Source organism: Saccharopolyspora sp. NPDC045839 (assembly GCF_056431645.1).
In genome coordinates this window covers 199,679-222,829 of the sequence record NZ_JBWKKH010000010.1, presented here as the reverse complement: position 1 = coordinate 222,829, position 23,151 = coordinate 199,679, and the positions used below count along the sequence as shown (strand labels likewise).

At 70.5% G+C, this 23,151-nt stretch carries 23 protein-coding genes; 12 read left to right on the top strand and 11 right to left on the bottom strand.

The window, feature by feature from the left end; all coding sequences use genetic code 11:
- Positions 1 to 29: 29 nt before the first annotated feature.
- The 4 genes from AC07EQ_RS17230 to AC07EQ_RS17215 all read right to left on the bottom strand — a co-directional run bounded on the left by AC07EQ_RS17230 (position 30) and on the right by AC07EQ_RS17215 (position 4,303).
- Positions 30 to 1,970, bottom strand: coding sequence for a YhgE/Pip family protein (locus AC07EQ_RS17230; protein WP_478388906.1), 1,941 nt, complete (start codon positions 1,968 to 1,970; stop codon positions 30 to 32).
- The gene (locus tag AC07EQ_RS17225) at positions 1,967 to 2,650 is read right to left on the bottom strand and encodes an ATP-binding cassette domain-containing protein (RefSeq protein WP_478388905.1); all 684 of its coding nucleotides are present in this window, start codon (positions 2,648 to 2,650) and stop codon (positions 1,967 to 1,969) included. Before AC07EQ_RS17225 ends, AC07EQ_RS17230 begins: the two co-directional genes overlap by 4 nt.
- Before the next feature lie 232 nt (positions 2,651 to 2,882).
- Positions 2,883 to 3,401 (bottom strand): 2'-5' RNA ligase family protein, encoded by a 519-nt coding sequence (locus AC07EQ_RS17220; protein ID WP_478388904.1) that lies wholly within the window; start codon positions 3,399 to 3,401, stop codon positions 2,883 to 2,885.
- Positions 3,401 to 4,303: an HhH-GPD family protein gene (locus AC07EQ_RS17215; protein ID WP_358567137.1), complete on the bottom strand. Its 903-nt coding sequence runs from the start codon at positions 4,301 to 4,303 to the stop codon at positions 3,401 to 3,403. Before AC07EQ_RS17215 ends, AC07EQ_RS17220 begins: the two co-directional genes overlap by 1 nt.
- Before the next feature lie 351 nt (positions 4,304 to 4,654).
- Here AC07EQ_RS17215 and AC07EQ_RS17210 point away from each other — a divergent pair, with 351 nt between their 5' ends.
- Positions 4,655 to 5,242, top strand: coding sequence for a hypothetical protein (locus tag AC07EQ_RS17210; protein ID WP_478388903.1), 588 nt, complete (start codon positions 4,655 to 4,657; stop codon positions 5,240 to 5,242).
- 253 nt (positions 5,243 to 5,495) lie between these two features.
- On the opposite strand, the gene disA is transcribed toward AC07EQ_RS17210, so the two are convergent.
- The 3 genes from disA to AC07EQ_RS17195 form a co-directional block, all read right to left on the bottom strand.
- Positions 5,496 to 6,599 (bottom strand): DNA integrity scanning diadenylate cyclase DisA, encoded by a 1,104-nt coding sequence (gene disA, locus AC07EQ_RS17205; RefSeq protein WP_478388902.1) that lies wholly within the window; start codon positions 6,597 to 6,599, stop codon positions 5,496 to 5,498.
- Positions 6,596 to 7,972, bottom strand: a complete 1,377-nt coding sequence (radA, locus tag AC07EQ_RS17200; protein ID WP_478388901.1) for a DNA repair protein RadA — start codon at positions 7,970 to 7,972, stop codon at positions 6,596 to 6,598. Before radA ends, disA begins: the two co-directional genes overlap by 4 nt.
- 250 nt (positions 7,973 to 8,222) lie before the next feature.
- Positions 8,223 to 8,810 (bottom strand): copper chaperone PCu(A)C domain-containing protein, encoded by a 588-nt coding sequence (locus AC07EQ_RS17195; protein ID WP_478388900.1) that lies wholly within the window; start codon positions 8,808 to 8,810, stop codon positions 8,223 to 8,225.
- A gap of 298 nt (positions 8,811 to 9,108) precedes the next feature.
- Here AC07EQ_RS17195 and AC07EQ_RS17190 point away from each other — a divergent pair, with 298 nt between their 5' ends.
- The 7 genes from AC07EQ_RS17190 to rlmB all read left to right on the top strand — a co-directional run bounded on the left by AC07EQ_RS17190 (position 9,109) and on the right by rlmB (position 14,358).
- The gene (locus AC07EQ_RS17190; protein ID WP_009947449.1) at positions 9,109 to 9,597 is read left to right on the top strand and encodes a CarD family transcriptional regulator; all 489 of its coding nucleotides are present in this window, start codon (positions 9,109 to 9,111) and stop codon (positions 9,595 to 9,597) included.
- Positions 9,598 to 9,616: 19 nt separating this feature from the next.
- Positions 9,617 to 10,306 carry a 2-C-methyl-D-erythritol 4-phosphate cytidylyltransferase gene (gene ispD, locus AC07EQ_RS17185; protein WP_478388899.1) on the top strand — a complete coding sequence of 230 codons (690 nt, stop codon included), beginning with the start codon at positions 9,617 to 9,619 and terminating at the stop codon, positions 10,304 to 10,306.
- Positions 10,303 to 10,785, top strand: coding sequence for a 2-C-methyl-D-erythritol 2,4-cyclodiphosphate synthase (gene ispF, locus AC07EQ_RS17180; protein ID WP_478388898.1), 483 nt, complete (start codon positions 10,303 to 10,305; stop codon positions 10,783 to 10,785). The genes ispD and ispF overlap by 4 nt, the downstream gene beginning before the upstream one ends.
- A gap of 186 nt (positions 10,786 to 10,971) precedes the next feature.
- Complete coding sequence (locus tag AC07EQ_RS17175; RefSeq protein ID WP_478388897.1) at positions 10,972 to 11,172, top strand: hypothetical protein; 201 nt, start codon at positions 10,972 to 10,974, stop codon at positions 11,170 to 11,172.
- A gap of 82 nt (positions 11,173 to 11,254) precedes the next feature.
- Entirely contained in the window at positions 11,255 to 11,935 is a 681-nt protein-coding gene (locus AC07EQ_RS17170; protein WP_478388896.1) for an HAD family hydrolase, read from the top strand.
- Between the two features lie 71 nt (positions 11,936 to 12,006).
- Entirely contained in the window at positions 12,007 to 13,401 is a 1,395-nt protein-coding gene (cysS, locus tag AC07EQ_RS17165) for a cysteine--tRNA ligase (protein ID WP_478388895.1), read from the top strand.
- A 3-nt stretch (positions 13,402 to 13,404) separates the two neighbouring features.
- Complete coding sequence (gene rlmB / locus AC07EQ_RS17160; RefSeq protein WP_478388894.1) at positions 13,405 to 14,358, top strand: 23S rRNA (guanosine(2251)-2'-O)-methyltransferase RlmB; 954 nt, start codon at positions 13,405 to 13,407, stop codon at positions 14,356 to 14,358.
- A 189-nt stretch (positions 14,359 to 14,547) separates the two neighbouring features.
- On the opposite strand, the gene AC07EQ_RS17155 is transcribed toward rlmB, so the two are convergent.
- Positions 14,548 to 15,387 (bottom strand): phospholipid scramblase-related protein, encoded by an 840-nt coding sequence (locus tag AC07EQ_RS17155; RefSeq protein WP_478388893.1) that lies wholly within the window; start codon positions 15,385 to 15,387, stop codon positions 14,548 to 14,550.
- Between the two features lie 150 nt (positions 15,388 to 15,537).
- Here AC07EQ_RS17155 and AC07EQ_RS17150 point away from each other — a divergent pair, with 150 nt between their 5' ends.
- Positions 15,538 to 16,971, top strand: a complete 1,434-nt coding sequence (locus tag AC07EQ_RS17150) for an MBOAT family O-acyltransferase (RefSeq protein ID WP_478388892.1) — start codon at positions 15,538 to 15,540, stop codon at positions 16,969 to 16,971.
- Positions 16,972 to 17,045: 74 nt separating this feature from the next.
- Complete coding sequence (locus tag AC07EQ_RS17145; RefSeq protein WP_478388891.1) at positions 17,046 to 18,782, top strand: hypothetical protein; 1,737 nt, start codon at positions 17,046 to 17,048, stop codon at positions 18,780 to 18,782.
- Between the two features lie 120 nt (positions 18,783 to 18,902).
- Here the strand turns inward: AC07EQ_RS17145 and AC07EQ_RS17140 are convergent, their stop codons facing one another.
- Complete coding sequence (locus tag AC07EQ_RS17140) at positions 18,903 to 19,835, bottom strand: alpha/beta fold hydrolase (protein ID WP_478388890.1); 933 nt, start codon at positions 19,833 to 19,835, stop codon at positions 18,903 to 18,905.
- 96 nt (positions 19,836 to 19,931) lie between these two features.
- On the opposite strand from AC07EQ_RS17140, the gene AC07EQ_RS17135 reads away from it, so the two are divergent.
- Positions 19,932 to 20,522, top strand: coding sequence for a TetR/AcrR family transcriptional regulator (locus AC07EQ_RS17135; protein ID WP_478388889.1), 591 nt, complete (start codon positions 19,932 to 19,934; stop codon positions 20,520 to 20,522).
- A gap of 133 nt (positions 20,523 to 20,655) precedes the next feature.
- On the opposite strand, the gene AC07EQ_RS17130 is transcribed toward AC07EQ_RS17135, so the two are convergent.
- Positions 20,656 to 20,877, bottom strand: a complete 222-nt coding sequence (locus tag AC07EQ_RS17130; RefSeq protein WP_478388888.1) for a hypothetical protein — start codon at positions 20,875 to 20,877, stop codon at positions 20,656 to 20,658.
- Positions 20,878 to 21,110: 233 nt separating this feature from the next.
- The gene (locus AC07EQ_RS17125) at positions 21,111 to 21,470 is read right to left on the bottom strand and encodes a VOC family protein (protein ID WP_478388887.1); all 360 of its coding nucleotides are present in this window, start codon (positions 21,468 to 21,470) and stop codon (positions 21,111 to 21,113) included.
- 107 nt (positions 21,471 to 21,577) lie between these two features.
- Here AC07EQ_RS17125 and AC07EQ_RS17120 point away from each other — a divergent pair, with 107 nt between their 5' ends.
- Positions 21,578 to 22,861, top strand: a complete 1,284-nt coding sequence (locus AC07EQ_RS17120; protein WP_478388886.1) for an alginate O-acetyltransferase AlgX-related protein — start codon at positions 21,578 to 21,580, stop codon at positions 22,859 to 22,861.
- The last annotated feature ends 290 nt before the right edge of the window (positions 22,862 to 23,151 follow it).

Genomic DNA, 23,151 nt, shown 5'->3' with positions numbered 1-23,151 from the left:
CAATTCGACCCGGTACCGCGAGATCGGTTCTACAGCTCGATCTGCGGGTGCAGGCGGCCGATGTTCCAGACCCGTTGGCGCTGGACGACCAGGGTGGTCAGCGCCAGGAAGACGACCAGGAAGCCCGCCAGCACCGCCACGTCCCGGAGCAGGTGCTCGGTGACGCCGCCGGAGATCGTCACGCGCAGCCCGTCCACCAGGTAGGTCATCGGCAGGAACGGGTGAACGGCCTGGAACGGCGCCGGGGCGGTCTCCATCGGGTACAGCCCGCCGGAGGCGGTCAGCTGGATGATCAGCAGCACCAGCGACAGCAGGTCGCCGACCGCGCCGAGCGCGGTGCGCAGGAAGTGGTCGATGGCCACGAACGCGACCGCGGCGAGGGAGACCAGCCCGATCGTCCACCAGACGTGCACCGGGTCGAGCCCGAGCCCGAAGTCGACCACCGCGTACAGCACCAGCCCGCCGGCGATGCCCAGCACCGCCGCGGGCAGGAAACCGGCGAACGCGATGGTGAACGCCCCGACGCGATCCGCGAGCGCGCGCAGGTTCACCGGCTTGAGCAGCAGGTACGCGAACAGCCCGAAGACCCAGAGGGCGATCGCGAAGAAGAACGGCGCCAGCCCGCGCCCGTAGACGTGCGCCGGGTTGAGGTTGTCGGTCTGGATCTCGGTCGGCGACCCGAGGACGTCGGCGGCCTGCGCGACCTCGGTGGGGTTCGTCGGCGGGATCTTGCCCAGCGTGTCGTCGACCAGGCCCTGCAGGTTCTTCGCACCGTCGTTGAGCTGCCCGGCGCCGGTCTCCAGCACCCCGCTGCTCGCCGCCAGCGTGTCCATGCCGTTGGTGATGCCGTTGGCGCCGCCAGAGAGTTCCGCGACACCCGCGCGCAGCGTGTCCGCCGGGGCGGTGAACGCGTGGATCTGGTTCTGCAGCGGGCCCATGCTGTTCTGCAGCGTCAGCGCCTGCGAGTTGGCGTCCTGCGCCGTGGCCAGGGCCTGCTGGGCGTCCTTGTCCGCGGTGCTCGCGGAATCGGCCAGCTTCTGGGCGTTGTCCAGGGCGCGCTGGTAGGCGGCGTCCTGGGCGATCTCGGGGCGCCGCTTGCCGAGTTCCTCGATCGCCGAGCGGCCCTCGGCGGCGCGTTGGCCGAGGAACCCGGTGGTGGTCTTGATCGTGCTCAGGCTGTTGACCGCGATGTTGCTCGCGTTGACCAGGGCGTTGACCGCGTCGGGCAGCCGCTCGGCGGTGAAGTCGCTGACCGCGGACAGCTGCTTGCTCAGCTGCGCGGTGGCGTCCGAGATGTCCTGCACGCCGCGCGAGACCTGGCCGGTGCCGTCGCGAACTCCGCCCAGGCCCTTGGAAAGCGCTGCGGTGCCCTGCTTGCTCAGGTCGGTTCCCTCGACGAGCTGCTTCGACGCTTCCGAAGCCAGCTGCAGCTTCTCCCGCGCCTGGTCGAGCTCGCCGTAGAGCGCCCGGGCGTAGGTGGCGTGCGCGGCGGCGTTGATCTGGTTCTGCAGCTCGGTCTGCACCGTGTCGGCCATGATCCCGGCGATGTAGCCGTTGGCGTCGTTCTTGACGATCTGCAGCGCGGCGCGCTCCGGGTTGCGGTCGGCCGCGGTCGCGAGCTTCGCGCTGAAGTCCGAGGGGACCTCGATCGTGAAGTAGTACCGGCCTTCCACGAGGCCGTGCCGGGCCTCGGCGGAATCAACGAAGTTCCAGTCGAAGATGTCGGTCGCCTTGAGCTGCTGGACGAACTGCTCGCCGGCGTTGATGTGCTCGCCGCGCGCGTCGACCGGCAGGTCGGAGTTGACCACCGCGACCGGCACCCGGTTCAACTGGCCGTAGGGATCCCAGTTCGACCACAGGTACAGCGACCCGTACAGCAGCGGGACCAGGATCAGCACGAGCGGCACGAAGCGGCGCAGCGGCCCGCGGAAGCGCCGCATCTCCAGCCAGGCCAGCTTGAACGCTTTCACCGGGCGACCTCTTCTTCCTGCCGGTCGAGCACCTTCGTGGGCCGTTCCGGCTCGCGGACGGGCAGCGGGATCACCTCGACGTCGCCCGACGGCGGATCGGTCGCGCTGGCCAGCACCGTCATCCCGGTGCGGGTGACCTCGCGCAGCCCGGCCCACACCTGCGCGCGGGCCGCCCGGGGGAGGCCCGCATCGACGTCGTCGACGAGGATCCCGGCGGGTGAGCCGGCGATCGTCAGCGCCACCGCGAACAGCAGCCGCTCGGCGGGGTGCAGCTCGTCGATCAGCGCGGTGCGGTCCGGGGCGATCCGGACCCGGTCGAGCGCGGCTTCGACGGCGCGCTCGGAGACGCCGCTGATCAGGCGGCGTTCCGCGATCGCCTCGCGGACCCGGTGCTTGTCCTCCAGCTCGTAGCCGGGGCGCAGCCGCGCGGGGCGGATCAGCTGCCGCACCGCCTTGGCCTGCGCGGGCAGCACGTGCCCGGAGACGTCCAGGTGCCCGGTGACGAGCGGGAGCCTGCCGGACAGCGCGAGCAGCAGCGAGGTGCGGCCCGTGCCGGCAGGCCCGGTGATCACGGCCAGCGCGCCCGGTTCGACGCGCAGGTCGAGGTTGGCGAACACGATGCCCTCCGGGCCCCTGGCGGCGATTCCGCGGGCGAGGATGGCCACGCCGTCGACGTCCATTCACCCTCCTGCGTGCGCGATTTGCTGCTCCAAAGTGGCGGCTCGCGCGGAGGTCGGCAACTCGTGATCGACGGTAGTCCACTGTGGATCGAATGTCGCGGACCCGCGGCGTGTCGAGCGCGTTCGGGTGCGCGGCCGGAATCGGGCCCGGCAGCGGCGGTTTCAATTGAAACTGTCGCGGGTGAGGTCGCGGTGGCCGTCGGAGCGGCCACTTGCGCCCACGATCGGAGGATCAGCGGGTGGTGACGGTCTCGGCCTCGCCGGTCTTGGTGTCGACGATGGCGATCTCGCCGATCCCGGCGCGCACCGGCTCCGGTGGTTGCAGCGTCCGGAATCCCGCCGCCAGCTGGTCGTCGGTGATGCCCTGGGCGAGCGTGCAGTGCGGGATCCACGCGCCCGGGAAGTAGTAGGCGGAGGGGTGCTGCACCCGTCCGGCCAGTGCGTCGTGCACCGCCGAGTGCACCGCCAGCAGCTCGGTGTCCACGACCGCGCCCAGCAGCAGCACCCGCTCCTCGCCGGGGAAGGTCCCCAAGGTGTGCAGCCAGAGGTCCGGAATGGACAGCAGCTCCAGCTCCGAGCGCAGTGCCTTGCGCGCCGCGGTCGGCATGGCGCGGGCCGCGGCGAAGATGACGTGGGGGCGGTGCTTGCGCGCGGCGACGCTCGGCACCCCGGCTGCGTCCAGGCGCCGCCACAGCGCCCGGACCGCGGAATCCGCGGCGTCGTCGAAGAACGCCACCACCGCCTGCGCCATCAGTGCTCGCCGGGGAGCGCGAAGCGGCCGTCGTCGGTCTGCTCGATCAGCCCGTCCACCAGCAGGGAATCCAGGCAGCGGTCGCGCTGCCCGGCGTCCGACCAGACCGCGTCCAGCTGCTCCCGCAGCACCGGACCGGTCGAGCCGCGCAGGACGTCCAGCAGCTTGCCGCGCACCTGGCGATCGGTGCCGGCGAACTTCTGCACCTTCTTCGGCGGTCCGGCGTAGGCCGGGCGTCCGGCGTGCTGCCAGGCGCAGTCGTGCGCGATCGGGCAGGCCTCGCACAGCGGCGACCGCACGGTGCACACCATCTGGCCGAGCTCCATCAGCGCCGCCGAGAGCTTCGCGGCGCTCGCGTCGTCGGCCGGGAGCAGGGCGTCGACGTCGTTGAGGTCGCGCTTGGTCGACGGCGGACCGGCGTCACCCGCGCCGTGCACGGCGCGCGCCACCACCCGCCGGACGTTCGTGTCGACCACCGGAGCCCGCTTGCCGTAGGCGAAGGCCGCCACCGCTCGGGCGGTGTAGGCGCCGATGCCCGGCAGGGCCAGCAGCGTGTCGACATCGGACGGGACGACGTCGCCGTGCTCGGCGGCGATCGTCGCGGCGGCCTCGTGCAGCCGCAGGGCCCGGCGGGGGTAGCCGAGCTTCCCCCAGGCGCGCACCACCTCGCCCTGCGGCTCGGCGGCCAGGTCGGAAGGACGCGGCCAGCGGCGCATCCACTCCTCCCAGATCGGCTGGACCCGGTTGACCGGCGTCTGCTGCAGCATCGTCTCGCTGACCAGCACGCCCCAGCCCGTGGTGCCGGGCGCGCGCCACGGCAGCGGCCGGGCGGTGGCGGCGAACCAGTCGATGAGCTCGACCGGATCCAGGGGCGGGGCGGGATGCGCGGCGGTGGTCTTCATGGCACCTCCGATCCTGCCAGGCCCCCGGTGCGGGGGAGAACACGCCCGAAAGGACCACGCGGAGCCGCCCCGGCCGTCGCGTGAACCTCCACCTAACTAGATCCGGAACAACCTCATCTACCTGCGAGGATGTCCTCGGATCCTGGCGTGATGCGCAACTTCCCGAGAAATCGGCCGGTCACCCGGGCGAACGTTGATTTCGCGAGGAATCGCGCCGCTCCACGCGGCGGTCGGGAGCGCGTTCGGCGGGCGCACGTTCCCGGGTGCCGGGGCCTGATCGGCCGCGATACGCCCGATTGGGTGATCGTTGGTAACGCTGTTCGGAGTAGTCGCCGGGTTACTGTCGTTGCCGTGCTTGATCCGACCGGACCGCTCCCGCCCACGGTGTACTGGCGTCGCCGCGCGGTGGCGATCGGTGCGGTCGTGCTGGTGGTGGCGCTCTTCGGCTGGGGCGCGATCGCCCTGCTGGGCGGGGCCGCGGGGCCGCAAGCCGTCCCGCCGCCGGGGCCGCCGGTCGCGGTGGCGGCCGACGCGCCGCCGCAGCCGTGCGCGGACGAGTCGATGCGCGTCGTGGCCGAGGTTGCCCGCCCGGAGTTCAAGGTGGGCGAGCGGGTCGGCATGAGCGTCGTGGTGACCAACGCGAGCGACCGCGCCTGCGTGCGCGACATCAACCGCCTGCTGCGCGAGCTGACGGTGTCGACCCCGGGCGGGAAGCACGTGTGGTCGAGCAACGACTGCTACTCGGAGTCGACGAACGAGCAGCCGCTGCTGCAGCCGGGCCAGTCGGTGCGCAACGACATCCAGTGGTCGGGCCAGACGTCCACATCGGACTGTGGGGACGGGCAGGCGAAGGCCCAGGCCGGTGACTACCAGGTGGTGGCCAGGCTGGCGGCGCTCAACAGTTCCCCGACCCCGTTCCGCCTGACCGCGGCCAACTGACCGGGTCCCCAGGCGAACCCAGAACCCACCAAGGCCCCGCCAGAAGGCCAAGTGTGCCCGATTTCAGGCGAAATCGGAGCCCGCCAAGGCCTGCCAGGAGCGCGGAGGTTCCCAATTTCAGGCAAAATCGCGCGCCCGCCGGGTCGTGAGTGGGGCGCACGATTTTAGGCAAAATTGGAAACTCGGTCTGGTGTTGCGGAGGGCGGGAATCCAGTTTTAGGCAAAATTGGGAACCTGCTCGGGCGGGGGCTCGTCAGGCGAAGCGGTCCACTATGGAGGATTCCGCCAGGCGGGAGAGGGCCTCCCGGATCGCGCTCGCCCTCGCCTCGCCGATCGAATCCACCTCGCGCAGCTCGGCCACCGTCGCCGCGAGCAGCCGCTGCAACGAGCCGAAGCGCTCCACCAGCTGCCGCCGCACCGCCGTCGGCAGGCGCGGCACCCTCGCGAGCAGCCGGTAGCCGCGCGGGCTCAGGTGCTCCTCCAAGGCCTCCGGCTTGTCCGGGTAGCCGAACGCCCCGGCGATCGCCGTCAGGTCCAGCAGCTCCGTGCCGTCGAGCTCGTGCAGCGCCGCCTCGACCTGCTCCGAGGTCGGCATCGCCCCGGCGGTCGGCAGGTACTCCTGCACGATCAGCTCGCGGTCCAGGTCGATGCCGTCCCGGGCGCGACCGCCGCGCGCCTCCCGCGAGGAACCGACCAGCTCGTCCAGCTGCAGCTCGATCAGCCGGCCGTCCTTGCCGAGCTCGACGACGTCGCCCTCGATCTCGTCGGCGATCCGCCGCACCATCTCCATCCGCTGCACGACGGTCATCGCGTCGCGCAACGTCACGTAGTCCTCGATCTCCAGCGCCGACAGCGCCTGCGCGACCTCGGCCAGCCGCGCGGTGTAGCGCTCCAGGGTCGCCAGCGCCTGGTTGGCGCGGGAGAGGATCTCCGGCGAGCCGATCAGCACGTGCCGGTGGCCCTGCGTGTAGACGCTGATGATGCTCATCGACTGGCTCACCGACACCACCGGGTAGCCGGTCTGGATCGCGGTGCGCTCCGCCGTGCGGTGCCGGGTGCCGGACTCCTCGGTGGGCGTGCTCGCGTCGGGCACCAGGTGCACGTTCGCCCGCATGATCCGCGTCGCGTCCGTGGACAGCACCACCGCGCCGTCCATCTTGGACAGCTCGCGCAACCGGGTCGCGCTGAACTCGATGTCCAGGTGGAACCCGCCGTCGCAGAGCGCTTCCACCGCCGGGTCGTAGCCGAGCACGATCAGGCCGCCGGTGCGGCCGCGCAGGATGCGCTCCAGCCCGTCCCGCAGCGCGGTTCCGGGAGCCAGCCGGGCGAGCGTGCCGCGCAGCTGCTCGTTGCTCATTTGACACCCACGATCTTGAGCGCCTCGCTGACGTTCGACACCACCGTGGCGCGCACGCCCTTCGGCAGCGGGCCCGCGTCCGGCGGCACCAGCGCCCGGTCGAACCCGAGTCTGGCCGCTTCGGCCAGCCGCCGCCCGACGCTGCTGACCCGCCGGATCTCCCCGGCGAGCCCGACCTCGCCGACCGCGATCAGGTTCGGCGGCAGCGGCTTGCCCTTCTGCGACGAGGCGATGGCCAGCGCGATCGCGAGGTCCGCGGCGGGCTCGTGCACCTTCGTGCCGCCGACCGTCGCCGCGAACACGTCGTACTCGCCGGTGGGCACCTTGCCGTGCTTGCCCAGCACCGCGAGCATCATCGACACCCGGGCCGAGTCCAGGCCGCTGACCGACCGCCGCGGCATGGCCATCTGGGTCTTCATCACCAGCGACTGGACCTCCACCAGCAGCGGGCGCTTGCCCTCGACCATCACGGTCACCGCGGTGCCGTCGACCTGGGTCTCGTTGCGGTTGATGAACAGCCCGGACGGGTCCGGGACCTCGGCGATGCCGTCGTCGCGCTGCTCGAAGCAGCCGACCTCGTCGGCGGGCCCGAACCGGTTCTTCACGCCGCGCAGCATCCGCAGCGCCGAGTGCCGGTCGCCCTCGAAGTGCAGCACCACGTCGACCAGGTGCTCCAGCACGCGCGGACCGGCCACCGCGCCGTCCTTCGTGACGTGCCCCACCAGCACCACCGGCAGGCCGCGCTCCTTGGCCAGCGACACCAGCGCCGTGGTCACCGCGCGGACCTGCGTGACGCCGCCGGGGCTGCCGTCGGCCTCGGGCGACTGCACGGTCTGCACCGAGTCGACGATCAGCAGACCCGGCCGCACCGCGTCGACGTGCCCGAGCACGGCGGACAGGTTGCTCTCGGCGCCGAGGTAGAGCTCCGGGTGCACCGAATCGGTGCGTTCCGCGCGAAGCCGCACCTGACCTGCGGATTCCTCGCCGGTGACGTAGAGCGACGGGCCGGGCGAGGCGCCTGCGGCCCAGCGGTGCGCGACCTCCAGCAGAAGTGTGGACTTTCCCACTCCGGGCTCGCCGGCCAGCAGCACGACCGCGCCGGGCACGATCCCGCCGCCCAGCACCCGGTCCAGCTCCGCGATGCCGGTGGACACCGCGCGGGCGGAATCGAGATCGACCTCGGCGATCGGCCGGGCGGGGGTGGACGGGGCGCCCGCCGCGACCTTCGTCAGCACGGGTCGGGCGGCGGCGGTCTCGTCGATGGTGCCCCACGCCTGGCAGCTCGGACAGCGGCCGACCCACTTGGCGACCTCGTGGCCGCAGTCGGCGCAGCGGTATGCGGGACGGGCGGTGCGGGTGTTCTTCGGGGGCACGCGGCGAGGCTATCCGCCCGCGACGACAGGCCCGGTCACCGGCATCGCGCACCGCCGCACCGCCGCACCGGATTCACCACGTTCGAGTGGATCAGGCGGTCAACACCCTGCCCGCAGCCCGGCCCGCCGTCCGTGGTGCCGCAATTTCAATGGAAATCAGACCTTCGATTTCAATGGAAATTGCGGCCCCACGAGACGCGAGAACGGGCCGCCCGCGCGTTCGGACGGCCCGTTCCGGCGAAGCCTGCGGTCAGTGACCGCCGCCCTGCTCGGCGCCCGACACCGGGCTGCCGTGCTCGGGGCGCGGTGAGTGGTCGGCACCCACCGGCACCTGCACGGTGACCGAGCCGGCCTTCTCAAAGACGAAGGTCACCGGGACCGTCACGCCCGGCGTGATGTCCTGCTTGAACCCGTTCAGAGTGATCTCCACCACGCGGTCCGCGGCCGTCTCGCCCTGCTGGACCTGCGCGGACTTGCCGACGGCGTGCAGCGCGGTCCGGCTCGGCAGGTCGGTGATGCCGCCGAGGGTCGCCGACGCGGCGTAGGGGCTGGAGACCTGGACCAGCTTGTCGCTCGGCCCCTCGTTGGCGATCACCAGCTGCACCGGCGCGGAGGAACCGGCCGGGTAGCGCGCGTCGGTGGTCGGGAAGGTGAAGGTGGCGTCGCGGATCGAGATCTGCTTGAGGTCACCGTTGCCGCCGTTGACGGCGGCGACCTGGGTGTCGGTCTCGGTCACCTGACCGGCACTGCACCCGGCGAGGGCGACGACGGCGCCGAGCCCGATGACGGCCGGGATCAACCGCAGGCGAACGGCCTTGAGGTGCTGAGGGCGGCTCACGGATGCAGCGTCCTTCCTGATTGCCGGACAACCGCTGGAAGCTTAATCCCCACCGCGCGCGGCCGTTCGAGGGGCTAGCCGAACTACCTATTTCCGGGTCCCCGGAGGCCCGGATGGCACTCCGTCCAGACTATCCATAGTGGACGATTTCAGTGGGCCGAAAGGTGTCTCCTTGCACGTTCGGGGCATCCTTGTCAACCCCTGTCCGCCGCCTGACCTGCGAATACGGATGGCGAGGTGGTCGAGGCCCGGTTGCCCGACGTGCTAAACTGGGCGTAGCGAAAGGGGCAGAGGACACATGGTTTTCAAGGTCGGAGAGACCGTCGTCTACCCGCATCACGGTGCCGCGCTCATCGAAGCAATCGAGACTCGTGTGATCAAGGGCGAGGAAAAGCAGTACCTCGTCCTCAAGGTCGCGCAGGGCGACCTGACCGTGCGCGTTCCCGCGGACAACGCCGAGATCGTCGGCGTCCGGGACGTTGTCGGTCAGGAGGGGCTCGATCGGGTCTTCGATGTGCTGCGGGCCCCGCACACCGAAGAGCCCACCAACTGGTCTCGACGGTACAAGGCCAACCTGGAGAAGCTCGCCTCCGGCGATGTGAACAAGGTGGCCGAAGTGGTGCGCGACCTCTGGCGACGCGAGAAGGATCGTGGCCTGTCCGCAGGCGAGAAGCGAATGCTCGCGAAGGCGCGGCAGATCCTGGTCAGCGAGTTGGCATTGGCCGAAGGTACTGACGAAGGCAAGGCGGAAACCCTGCTGGACGAAGTCCTCGCCACCGCAGTGTGATCATCGGGAATAGACGAGCGTGAGCGTTGTCGCGCTGGTACCCGCGGCCGGCCGCGGGGTGCGCCTGGGTGCCGGGATGCCGAAGGCGCTGGTTCCGGTGATCGGTGAATCGTTGTTGTTGCGCGCGGTCCGCGGCCTGCTGGCCTCGGGCCGCGTGCAGCACGTCGTGGTCGCGGCCCCGGCCGATCAGGTCGAGGTCGTGACCGCGGAGCTGGCCGCGTTGCCGTCCGCGCACGTGGTCGCCGGGGGAGCGGAGCGGACCGACTCCGTGCGGCGCGCGCTCGACGCGGTCGAGCGGATCGCGCCGGATGCGCGGGTCGTGCTGGTGCACGACGCCGCACGTGCTTTCACCCCGGCTTCGATGATCCGGGATGTCGTGTCCGCGGTCGAGCAGGGCGCTCCCGCGGTGATCCCGGTGCTGCCGGTGACCGACACGATCAAGCAGGTCGACGACGCGGGCGACGTCGTCTCGACCGTGGACCGCTCGCAGCTGCGGGCGGTGCAGACGCCCCAAGGTTTCGCCATCGACGTGCTGCGGGCGGCCTACGCCGCGGCCGGTGACGTGGCCACCGACGACGCCGGGCTCGTGGAGCGGGTCGGCGGCAAGGTGCACACCGTCGCCGGGCACCCGCACGCCCTGAAGATCACCACCGCCTTCGATCTGGCCATCGCCGAATCGGTGCTGGCCGTGGCTGGAGAACCCGAGTGACCGAGCTGCTGCCCCGAGTCGGCCAGGGCGTCGACGTCCACCCCGTCGAAGCCGGGCGCGACTGCTGGATGGCGGGCCTGCTCTGGCCGGGCGTGGACGGCTGCGCCGGGCACTCCGACGGCGACGTCGCGGCGCACGCGCTGTGCGACGCGCTGCTGTCGGCGGCGGGACTCGGCGATCTCGGCGCGGTGTTCGGCACCGACGACGACCGCTGGGCCGGCGCCCACGGCGCGGACTTCCTGGTCGAGGTGCGGAACCGGGTCGCTGCGGCGGGTTTTCGGATCGGCAACGCGACCGTGCAGGTGATCGGCAACGCGCCGCGCATCGGCAAGCGCCGCGAGGAGGCGCAGCAGGTGCTCTCGGAGGCGGTCGGCGCGCCGGTGTCGGTGTCCGGCACGACCTCCGACGGCCTGGGCCTCACCGGCCGCGGCGAAGGCATCGCCGCCGTGGCCACCGCCCTGATCTTCCCGGCGACCTGACGGTTCCGGCTGGCCACGGGGCCGTGAGCACTTCGTGCTGCGATAGCGACGCGAAGTGCGCACGGCGGCTGCGTCCGGCCCGTCGAGTAACAGGCGGATAGCTAGGCGTAACGGATAGGCGGAGTCAGGGAAAACTCAGGGCTCGCGGTCTGGAATGCCGGGGTCGGTCCGCGCCATGCTCGACGCATGGTGATCGAGCGGAACCGGTGGGTGCGTCGGCTGCTCGTAGTGCAGCCGGCGTTGGTGTGGCCAGTGTCGTTCGTGTTGTGGTCCGGGGGCAGCGGCCTCGGCCTGGCGGCGGCCGTGATCCTGTTGTGGGCGAGTGCGGCCATCTGCATCGCGGGCATCGTCGTCCCGATGCGCAGCCACCAGGCGCGGCGCTGCTGACTGCGGCGGAGGGGTGGTCCGGGTCGTGAGCTTGGCCGCATGTCGGTGCCCGACCCGGTCCAGTCCACTTACCGTTGGTGGCGTGACTTCGCGCGCGGTGCTCTTCGATTTCTCCGGCACGCTGTTCCGTCTCGAAGAAGACGAGTCCTGGTTCACCGACCTCGCCGGCGCCGACGGCGCCCCGTTCGACCTGGAGGCGCAGGCCGAGGTGATGCGCCGGATGACGGCGCCGGTCGGCCAGATCGTGCAGCTCGGCCCGGAATTCCAGGACGCGTGGGAGAACCGCGACCTCGATCCAGCCCTGCACCGCAAGGTCTACCTGGAGGTGCTGCGCAGCTCCGGGGTGCAGGACGGTCAGGCCGAGGGCCTCTACGAGCGGCTGATCGACCCCGGCTTCTGGACGGCGTACCCGGACACCGTCGAGGTGATGCGCCGGTTGCACGAGGCGGGCACCAAGATCGGCGTGATCAGCAACATCGCCTTCGACATCCGGCCCGCGTTCGAGCGGATCGGCGTCACCGGTTACGTCGACGAGTTCCTGCTGTCCTACCTCGAAGGTGTCATCAAGCCGGACCCGAAGATCTTCCTGCGCGCCTGCGAGCGGCTCGGCGTCGCGCCGGAGGAGGCGCTGATGGTCGGCGACAGCGAGGAGGCCGACGGCGGCGCGGCGGCGGTCGGCTGCCGGGTGGCGATCGTCGACCCCGTGTCCACCGCCGAGCGGCCGGACGGATTGCTGACCGCCGTCGCCGACGTGCTGCGCTGACGATCACTACCCCTTGACGCGCCAGCCCCTGTCGTGATTGCGCGCCGACCTGTCCCCGTACCATCAGGGGCGTGAGCCTGCACCTGCATGACACCGCGACCCGCACGACGCGCGAATTCCACCCGCGCTGCGACGGAGTGGCGTCGATCTACGTCTGTGGTGCCACCGTGCAGGGCATTCCGCACGTCGGCCACGTCCGCAGCGGGCTGAACTTCGACGTGCTGCGCCGCTGGCTGCAGCGGGTCGGCTACGACGTGCGCCTGGTCCGCAACGTCACCGACATCGACGACAAGATCCTCACCAAGGCCGGCGAAGCCGGTCGGCCGTGGTGGGAGTGGGCCGCGACGCACGAGCGCGCCTTCGAGCTGGCCTACGACCAGCTCGGCTGCCAGCCGCCGTCGGTGCTGCCGCGCGCGACCGGGCACGTCACGCAGATGGTCGACCTGATCCAGCGGCTGATCGACAAGGGCCACGCCTACGCGGCGGGCGGCGACGTCTACTTCGCGGTGGCCTCCTACGCCGACCACTACGGCAAGCTGTCCGGGCAGCGCCTCGAAGAGGTGCAGCAGGGCGAGACCCTGGCCAGCGGAAAGCGCGACCCGCGCGACTTCACGCTGTGGAAGGGCGCGAAGCCGGGCGAGCCGAGCTGGCCGACGCCGTGGGGGCACGGCCGCCCGGGCTGGCACCTGGAGTGCTCCGCGATGGCCACGTTCTACCTCGGCAGCGAGTTCGACATCCACGGCGGCGGCCTGGACCTGGTGTTCCCGCACCACGAGAACGAGCTGGCCCAGTCGAACGCGGCCGGGGACGGCTTCGCGCAGTACTGGATGCACAACGCATGGGTGACCATGAGCGGCGAGAAGATGTCGAAGTCGCTCGGCAACACGCTGTCCATCCCGGCGGTGCTCAAGCGCGCCCGCGCGGCCGAGCTGCGCTACTACCTGGTCACGCCGCACTACCGGTCGACTATCGAGTTCTCCGAGGGCGGGCTGGCCGAGGCGGTCGCCGCGTACCGGCGCATCGAGTCGTTCGTGCGCCGCGTCGGGCAGCGAGCCGGCAACGTCGAGCCCGGCGAGCCGGCCGCGGAGTTCACCGAGGCGATGGACGACGACCTGTCGACGCCGCAGGCGATCGCGGCGGTGCACAACGTGGTCCGGGAGGGCAACGCGGCGCTGGACCGCGGCGACGACGAGGCGGCTCGCGACGCGGCGGCGTCGGTGCGGGCCATGATGGACGTGCTCGGGTTGGACCCGCTGTCCGAGAAGTGGGCCGAGGACGCCGGTTCGGACGATGCCGCGCACGCCGCGCTGGCCGACCTGGTCCAGGCGATGCTCGACCAGCGCCGGCAGGCCCGCCAGGAGCGCGACTTCGCCACCGCCGACCTGCTGCGCGATCGGTTGCAGGCCAGCGGGATTGCCGTCGAGGACACCCCCGACGGTCCGATGTGGACATTGAAAGACGGGTAACACGTGGCCGGCAACGACAAACGCCGCGGCGGCATGCGCAAGAGCAACAAGAAGGGCATGGTCGTCGGATCCGGCGGGCAGCGCCGCCGGGGGCTGATCGGCAAGGGGCCGACGCCGAAGGCGGAGGACCGGGTCAGCCACCCCGCGAAGCGGCGCGCCGACGCGCGCAGCAAGGCGGAGCAGCAGCGCGCGAAGCGCAAGGCGCAGCAGGACACGCAGCCGGAGCTGGTGGCCGGGCGCAACCCGGTGGTGGAGTGCATCCGGGCCGGTGTGCCCGCGACCGGGCTGTACGTGGCGCAGGGCATCGACATCGACGACCGGGTCACCGAGGCGGTGCGGGAGGCGAAGTCGCGCGGGATCTCCGTGGTGGACGTGCCGCGCATGGAGCTCGACCGGATGACGAACAACGCGATGCACCAGGGGCTCGCGCTCCAGGTGCCGCAGTTCTCCTACGCGCACCCGGAGGACGTGCTCGCGGCGGCGCACGATTCCGGCATGCCGCCGCTGATCGTCGCGCTCGACGGCGTGACCGACCCGCGCAACCTGGGCGCGGTGATCCGCTCCGCGGCGGCGTTCGGTGCGCACGGCGTGATCGTGCCGCAGCGGCGCAGCGCCGGGATCACGGCCGTCGCCTGGCGCACCAGCGCGGGCACGGCCGCGAAGCTGCCGGTCGCCAAGGCGGTCAACCTCACCCGCACGCTGAAGGACCTGAAGGAAGCCGGGCTGATGGTCATCGGCCTGGACGCCGACGCCGACGTCACCTCGGACGAGCTGGAGCTGGCGACGGGACCGCTGGTGGTCGTCGTGGGCTCGGAGGGGCGCGGACTGTCCCGGCTGGTCCGGGAAACCTGCGACCAGACGGTGTCGATCCCGATGGCGGGAGGAGTGGAGTCGCTCAACGCCTCGGTCGCCGCGGGCGTCGTCCTCGCCGAGGTCGCCCGCCGCCGCAGGCACTGACCCCCGGTCCGGTGGTCCGCAATTTCAATGGAAATCGAAGGTCCGATTTCCATTGAAATTGCGGAAGTTCTCCACAGCCGTACGAGGTTGTCCACACCCTCCGGTGTGTCGTGACCCCGACACACCGGAGGGGTGCGGTTTCGGTTGGAACTTGAGGGTCAGTTTCAATTGAAACCGCAGGTGGGGGCGTCAGGACTGGTTCTGGCCGAGGATGGTGTCGACCGTCAGGGCCGATGCGACGACCATGCTCAGCAACGGGTCCTGGAGCGGTCGGTGGACCTGCAGGACGTAGTTGTCGGCGGTCGTGAACGCCGCCTTCGCCAGGCCCTGCCAGGTCTTGGTGATCTGCCCGATCTCGGTGTCCGCGTGGTCGAGGACCTTGATGTCCCAGGCGCGCAGGTTCTCCGCGCGCATGCCGCCGATGCGCTGCCCGTTGACCTCGAAGTCGAACCTGGCCTTGCCCCAGACGTTCGCCAGCTTGATGTCCCCGACCGGCGACTGGTCCGGCCGCTGCACGTGCACCGTGCCCTTCCACATGGTCGCCGGGCGGGTCAGCACCAGCATCGGCCGGCCGGTGACGTCGCGGATCTCCAGCGTCACGGTCATCAGCGAGTCGAGCTTGGTGAACATCCGCAGCGCCTTCTGCGCGCCGCTCTGGCCGACCTGCATGACCGAGCCGAGCTGGCGGCCGTGCTGGTCGTAGACGGCGTACTCGTTCGCCATCTCGATCAGCTTCGCCTTCTGGTTGATCACCAGGACCGGCTCGGTGAACAGCGTGCCACCGCCGCCGGCGACCGTGCCGCCGACACCGGCGCGCTGCTGCACCTGCTGCTGGACGGACGCGGCGTCGCCGGTGCCGCCCATCGCCAGCTCGATGGCCGAGGCGTCGTTCTGCTGCTGCGCGTACTGCGGCTGCTGCTGGACCGGCTGGGCGGGCTGGACGTGCGGGGTCCACTGCCGGCCGTCCCACCAGCGCACGTAACGCGGATCTGCCTGGTCCGGGTACCAGCCGGGCGGCGGAGCGTTCATGGGCCTCAGGCTAGGCGATCGCCGCGGCGGCCGTCCCGGGTTTGCACTCATCGCGTTCCGGGCCGGTGACGGTCCGGGCTCGGCTAGAGTCCGACGGAGCAATTCAGCACCAGCGAGGAGGCGAGGGCCTCCCGTACCCCGAGGCCCCCGATGTCGTTCGCAAGTCCGCTGTTCCTCTGGTACTTCCTGCCGGCTGTGCTCGCGGCCGTGCTGATCGCACCGCGCAGTGGACGCAACGTCGTGATCGCCGTGGCGAGCCTGCTGTTCTACGTCAGCGGCGCGGGCGGGACGACACTGCTGCTGCTCGCCTGCATCGCAGTGAACTACTTCGCCGGCCGGCGCCTGGAGCCCGACGACTGGGGTTTCGAGCAGAACCGGCGGAAGTGGCTGCTGATCGGCACGATCTCGTTCAACCTCGCGATCCTGGCGATCTGGAAGTACGCGGGGTTCGCCACCGCGCAGCTCGCGGTGCTCGGCCAGTGGTTCGGCGGCGACTTCCCGGTGCTGCACCTGGCGTTGCCGATCGGGATCTCGTTCTACACGTTCCACCACATCTCCTATGTGGTGGACATCTACCGGGGCGAGCGCCCGGCGCTGCGCGATCCGGTCTCGTTCATCACCTACATCGCGATGTTCCCGCAGCTGGTGGCCGGTCCGATCGTGCGCTACCGGGAGATCGCCGACCAGCTCCCGCAGCAGCGGACGCACCGGCTCGACGACATCGCGGCGGGCTTCCCGCGGTTCGCGTGGGGCCTGACGAAGAAGGTCGTCATCGCGGACACGCTGGCGCCGATGGTGGACGCTTGCTTCGCCACTCCGAACGAGGACATGACGTTCGCGATCGCCTGGCTCGGCGCGATCGGCTACACGATGCAGCTGTACTTCGACTTCTCCGGCTACTCGGACATGGCGATCGGGCTGGGCCGGATGCTCGGGTTCCGGCTGCCGGAGAACTTTGCCCGGCCGTACTCCTCGGTGACCGTCACGGAGTTCTGGCGCCGCTGGCACATGTCGCTGTCCCGCTGGTTCCGGGACTACGTCTACATCCCGCTGGGCGGCAACCGCGGGGGCACGGCGCGCACCTACCGGAACCTGGCGATCATCTTCGTGCTGACCGGTTTCTGGCACGGCGCGGCGTGGACGTACCTGGTGTGGGGGCTGTTCCACGGCGCGCTGCTGGTGGTGGAGCGCGCCTTCGGCTGGTCGCACGCGCCGAGCAGCACCCGGGCCCGGCTCGGCCGCCGCGCGCTGACGATGCTGCTGGTGGTGATCGGCTGGGTGTTCTTCCGGTCGTCGGACCTGGGCAGCGCGTTGGTGATGCTGGGCCACATGCTGCTGCCGGACTTCGCGGGCCTGACGGACATCGTCGCGGCGTCGGTGACGAACCAGCGCCTGGTGTTCCTGCTGCTGGCGCTGGTGGTCGTGGCGCTGCCGGCGAACTCGGGCACGGGCCCGTTCCTGGAGGCGGTCCGGACCCCGCAGGCCTACGCGCTCCGGATCGGCGTCCTGACCCTCGGCCTCGGCTACGCGGGCCTGCTCGTCGCCACCGGCTCCTTCAGCCCGTTCCTGTACTACCAATTCTGACCATCTCAGGGTCCCTGACCAGGCTTTTCGCTTGTTGGGACTTTCTGCTCTGTCGGTCCACGAATCGATGTGGCGTGGACTGGGAAGTGGAGATTCCCGGCCTGTCGGGGACCGGCTGCGCCTCATGGTGGTCCCGGCCGGCGCAGCCCTCTCTTCGGACGAGCACGTGGCGGATCCGGAGGCGGGGACGAATGGTCACTACGAAGCAGCAGGTCGTCCAGAAGGCGATCGACAACTACATCGAAAACCAGGAGAGGGGCCTGGAGGTCGCCCAGAAGGCGCTGGCGATGCACCAGAAGATGCATCGGTCGGAGATGCAGGCGGCCGAGGCCCTCGGCAAACCGGTGTCGGAGGTCGAGCACCTCGATGAGGAAGGACGCGGGCTCAGCGACGAACTCCGGGACGGTCAGCGGGAGATCGAGGCGACCAGGCAACGCATCGAGGAGGCGCGGAACGCTCGCCTCAACGGGTCCCGCGCGAGCGAGGATTTCCTGAACGACCACCAGGGGGACACCTGGGCGGACCAGACCGCCTTGGACGAGTTCGGTGTGACGCCGCCTGAAGATTCCGGGCTGGGGCCGGTCGAGAGCGGTTACGAACCGGGGCGGCCGGGCGGTGATGACGTTTCGGAGCTGCCGATCACCGAAGCTGCGGAGCCGCTGCCGAGTGCCGGCGAGCCGCCGGCGGTGGATGCGGGTGCCGGCGGCAAGACGCCCACGTTGCGCACCGGTGAGAAAACGCCGGACTGGACCCTGAAGCCTGGTCAGGCACAGCAGGCCCCCGGGCCTTCCGCGCCGTCGCCCGTGGGGCCGGACGGTGAGCCGTCCACGACCGAGCCAGGTGATCAGCTGCCTCCGGCGCCGGGACCGGGTGGAGCGGAGTCTGCCGAAGGCCCGGGCGTGGTGAGCCAGATCGCGAAGTGGCTGGCAGGCACGAGCCTGGTCAAGGCTGCGCAAGTCGGGTTCGAGGTCGTCAAGGGTCGGTTCAAGAAGATCGTCGCCGTGGTGGGCACAGTGGTCGCCGCCGGTGGCCTGATCTACACGTTCTGGCCGAGCGGGAGTGCTCCCGAGCCACGGCCTCCCGAACCTCCCGGTGTGCAGGCCCCGTCGGCACCTGAACCGCCGCCGCCGAATCCGTTCGTGCCACCTCATGTTCCGGAACCGGTGCCGCCGAACCCGTTCGGCGGACCTGAACCCCCGCCGCCGAACCCGTTCGGTGGGCCCGAATCCCCGCCTCCGAACCCGTACGTACCGCCGCACGTCCCGGAACCGGCACCGCCGCCTCCCTTCGAACCCGGTAAGGGTGCGAACAGTGAGCCAGCGGTGCCCCCGGCAGCACCCGCACCCCCGAATCCGTTCGAGCCCGGGCAGCACGGCAGCAACCCCGGCGGCACTGACACAGGCGGCACTGGCAGCGATACCGGCACCGGCGGCCACAGCGGCACCGGAGGCACCGACACCGGCACCGGAGGCACGGACACTGGCGGCACTGGCAGCGATACTGGCACCGGCGGCGACACTGGCACCGGCAGCGGTACGGGCAGCGATACCGGTACGGGCACTGGCAGCGGCACCGACACTGGCACTGGCAGCGATACCGGCACCGGTGGCACTGGTACCGGCAGCGACACCGGTACGGGCACTGGCAGCGACAGCGGTACCGGCGGCAGCGACAGCAGCAGCGGCACTGGCAGCGACAGCGGTACCGGCACCGGCACGGGTAGCGACACTGGCACTGGCAGCGACATCGGCGGCAGCGGCAGCGGTACCGGCACTGGCGGCCACAGCGACACCGGCACCGGCGGCGGCTGAGCGCACCGCGCACACGGACATGCATAAGTCAGGGCACCCACGGACCAGGGAGCCTCTGAGGTTCCGTTACCCGCACCGCCACGCAAAACGAGGTTGGAAGAACCTCACTGGTTCTGACGATCAGAATGCGGCGCGGTACGGGGTCAGGAATTCGGTCATGGCGGCGAGCATTTCCTGCGGGGCTTCTTCGGCCGGGTAGTGCCCGCACTCGGGCAGGACGACGCTCGTGACGTCTTCGGCGGCCGGGGCCAGGGATTCGCCGACCAGGTCGCCGACGGAGCGGGCGCCGGCGATGGTCAGCACGGGCATGGTCAGCTTCCGCTCCTTGCGCTGGGCGTTCTGCGCGATCGTCGTGTCGATCGCGCGGTAGAACTCGAAGCTGGCGCGCAGGGCCTCTCGATCGGCGGACAGGGCCTCGATGTAGAGGTCGACGGCGTGCTCCGGCAGTTGGCGGGCCGCTTTGGTCGCGAACTGGTACCCGAAGAAGAGCCGTTCCCGGCCTGCGACGAGTTCCTCGTTCAGCGAGCCGAGCCGGTTGAACCCGAAGTGCCACAGCCGATCGACGGCCTCCTGCGGCGCGAACAGCGGTGGGGAGGGCGCTAAACCGGGGATCACGGCCTCGGTGAGGGCCAGGCGTTCCACGCGCTCGGGATGGTCCGCGGCCAGCGCGCATCCGGTCCACATGCCGACGTCGTGGCCGGCCATCGCGAAGCGGTCGTGTCCCAGCGCGCTCATCAGGCCCGCCATGTCGGCGGCGAGGGTGCCGGTGTCGTAGCCGTCGTCCGGCTTGCCGGACAGGCCAACGCCCCGGGGGTCTGGGGCGACGACCGTGAAGTCCCGCGCCAGCGTCGGCATCAGCTCGCGCCATGCGTACCAGGTCTGCGGCCAGCCGGCGAGCAGCAGCAACGGCGGCCCATCGCCGCCGGTCACGGCGTGCAGGCGCAGGTCACCGACCTGCACCCAGCGGCTGCGGAAGGTGTCGGTGAACCCGGCGGGCAGCCCGGGGGCGCCGCTGGCGGAGCCGCGGCCTGCGAGCTCGGTTGTTTCTCCCATGCTCCGACCGTAAACCATCTTGGAACGATCGGTCCATGATTCTTGTACTGTTCGATCCAAGAAGTAGGTAGGCTCACGCCGAGCGGAGGAGGTGGCATGTCGGGTCGCAAGCAGTTCGACGTCGACGAAGCCCTGGACAAGGCGATGGCGGTGTTCTGGCAGCGGGGATACGCAGACGCATCGTTGGACATGCTCGGCACTGCCACCGGACTGGGCCGGGGATCGCTCTACGGAGCGTTCGGCGGCAAGGACGAGTTGTTCCGCCGAGCGCTGGACCGGTACTCCGCGACGTACGGTGCCCGCTTCGAGGACGCGCTCGCGGCGCACCCGGGCGATCCGGTCCGTGCCGTCGAGGCGTTCTTCGGTGTCGTCCTGGCCAGGATCAACGACCCTGCTGTGCCGGAGGGCTGTCTCATCGCTCAGGCGGCCGCCCAGTCGGCCGTGCTGACGCCCGAAAGTGCTGCGCACGTCCGCCGCCTGCTCGACATCCAGCAGACGCGCATCCGAGCCGCGCTCGACGATCAGCGCGCCGATCCGGCGACGCTCGACGACCTCGCCATCTACGTCGTCGCGATCAACCAATCCCTCGCGGTGCTCAGCCGTGCCGGTGCATCGGATCGGGAGCTGCGGACCGTGGTGCGTCTCGCCTGTGAGACCGTCGCGAGCCGGCTCGCCCCTACCGGCTGACGCGCAGCCCGTTCCTGAAAAGAAGCACCCCGGGGTGCAGGTTCGATGCGCCTGTTGAACCTGCACCCCGGGGTGTGCGTCTTGGTGCGCCGCCTTCTTCGGATGTGGGGGCGGCGCTTCGAAGTCAGTTCGTTCAGTCGGTCCAGACCCACAGGAGGATCGGGTCGCCCATGCCGGCCTCGATGGAGCAGCCGGTCCAGCGACCCTGGGCCTTCCCGGCGTCGCACGCCGCCACAGCCGCTTCGTACGACGGGTAAACGCCTGCCGGGTACGGGCCACCGGAGGCCATGGCCGGGGCGCTGAAGGCGAGGAGTCCGGCGACGGCCGCGACCCCGACGGTGATCTTGCGAAGCACGATGATTCCTCCGAGATAGTAGGAATGTTGCGCGGATCCGCTTTCGTGGAAAACGCTATCCGGGCGCGGAGTGCCCGCCCAAGAATCCGGAGAACGAACTGCCCGAAGAGGACACCCGCCTTCCCTTATGGCACCGCGAATGCGCTTTCGTCAGGTAGCGGCCCGTGAGTGTTTTGTGTCGCTATAGCAACACAAAACACTCACGGGCCAGGCCGGCGGAAAAGCGGTGTCGGTCAGGTGATCGCTGCACCGAGATGGATCTGGTTGTCGTCCGGGTCGGCGGCCGTGGCGATGCGTTCGCCCCAGGGCATGTCCTGGGGTTCCCGGAGGATCGGGACGCCTGCGGCTCGGAGGCGGCCCACCGCTTCGTCGACGTCGTCGGTGTAGAGCCACAGGGCGAAATGGCGGCCTGGCCGCACTTCGGGATTCGCGCCGAGGCCGAGCTTGAGGGATTCCAGGCGGAGCGTGACGAATTCGGGTTCGCCTTCGGCGGGGAACCGGTATTGCGGCTCGAATCCGAGCACATCGCAGTAGAAGCGCATCGCGCGGCCGAGGTCGGGCGTCGACAAGATCGGGAAGGCTTCGCGGAACATGCGCGGACGCTACCGCCGGGCCCGGAAATTTCACCGCTGCGCGCCGGGGTGCCGGGAATCCGCGAGTTCTGGGTCGGTTGCGGTGCGTGCCCGGTTAACGTGGTGCCGTGTCGCGGCAGGAGCATTCCGATCTTCCCCCGGTCCACGAGGCGTGGTTGCCGCGGGAACACCCGCTGCACCGGCCCCGGCACGGCAGGCGCCAGCTGGCCGCGCTGCTGTGCGCGGTGCTGTTCTTCACCGCGCCGGTGGTGACCTGGATCTTCGGTGCGCGCGCCGAGCAGCTGGAGAACCGCCCGCTCGCGGCCTTCCCCAGCGTCACCGAAGGCTGGGGGTTCTTCACCGGGCTGAACGCGTGGGCCACCGACAACCTGCCGTTCCGCAAGGGCGCCGTGCAGTCGGTCGACGCGCTCAGCCGCGGCGTGTTCGGCGAGCCCGCGCGGCTGGCCGGCGGCTCGCACACCTCGCCGATAGGTGCGGGGCAGGTGGACGAGAAACCGCCGATCAACGAGAACGTGTTCCCCGCCGTCATCGAGGGCAAGAACGGCTGGCTGTACCTCGGCCACGACGTGGCATACCGGTGCGTGCCGAAGCGGACCCTGGACCAGGTGATCGCCGGGCTGCGCCGCTGGCGAGCCGTGGTGGAGGCGTCGGGCCGGAAGTTCCAGCTGGTCATCGCCCCGGACAAGTCCACCGTCTACCCGGAGAACATGCCGGACGGCTACGCCGGGAAGGACTGCTCGACGCAGGCCCGCGACGAGTTCTGGAGCCGGGTGCCCGCCGCGACCGGCGCGGTGGACCTGCGCGCCCAGCTGCGCGAGGTCGCGGCGCGCAACCAGCGGCCGGTCTACCACGACATCGACACGCACTGGACCCACGAGGGCGGCATCGCCATGACCTACCAGCTCGCGGAACGACTGCGGCCGGGCGTGACGAGCGGCTGGCTGGTCCGGCCGTCCCGGCAGTACCCGCACAGCGCCGACATCCCGGACCTGCTCGGGCAGGACCGGACCGTGCCGATCCAGGCGTACTCGCTGGCGCCCGACGGCGGGCCGGAGGACAACACGCAGTTCAGGCCCAGCGACTTCCACCAGCCGCTGCACCTGGAGTCGCCGGCGCTGCCGGGCATGATCGACCGGCCGGTGCGGATGGTCGGCGACTCGTTCACCCAGTTCGCGAGCCCGTACCTGGCGGCGACGTTCGCCGACATCACGATCACGCACCCGGACAACGTCGCGGTGGACCCGGTGGCGGCGGGCCGGTTGCTGGCGGAAGGCGAAGTGGTCACCTTCGAGCTCTCGGAGCGCTTCGTCGCGGGAGGCCGCTACCCGATGCTCGACGCGGAGGTGGCCGACCAGGTCGGCGCGATCCTCGCAGCCCACCCCATCCGCTGACCTTCCGCAATGCGGACGGGCACTTCCAGACATCCCGATTTTGCCTAAAACTGGAAATCCCAATTTTAGGCAAAATGGGAATCCGGCCGGACATGCCCGGGCGCGTCGGGATCCAGTTTTAGGCAAAATCGCGCGCCATCGAGGCCATACCCGGGTGGTCTGAGGTGCCGAGGTGGGGGGGGGACCGGGAGCGGGGGCCGCCCCACCCCAACAGGGCAGAGGTTGGGTGGGAGTGGTTTTCTGGAGGCGAAGAAAGCCGGGAGGGGGGTTCTTGCCGCGAAAGGCTCTAC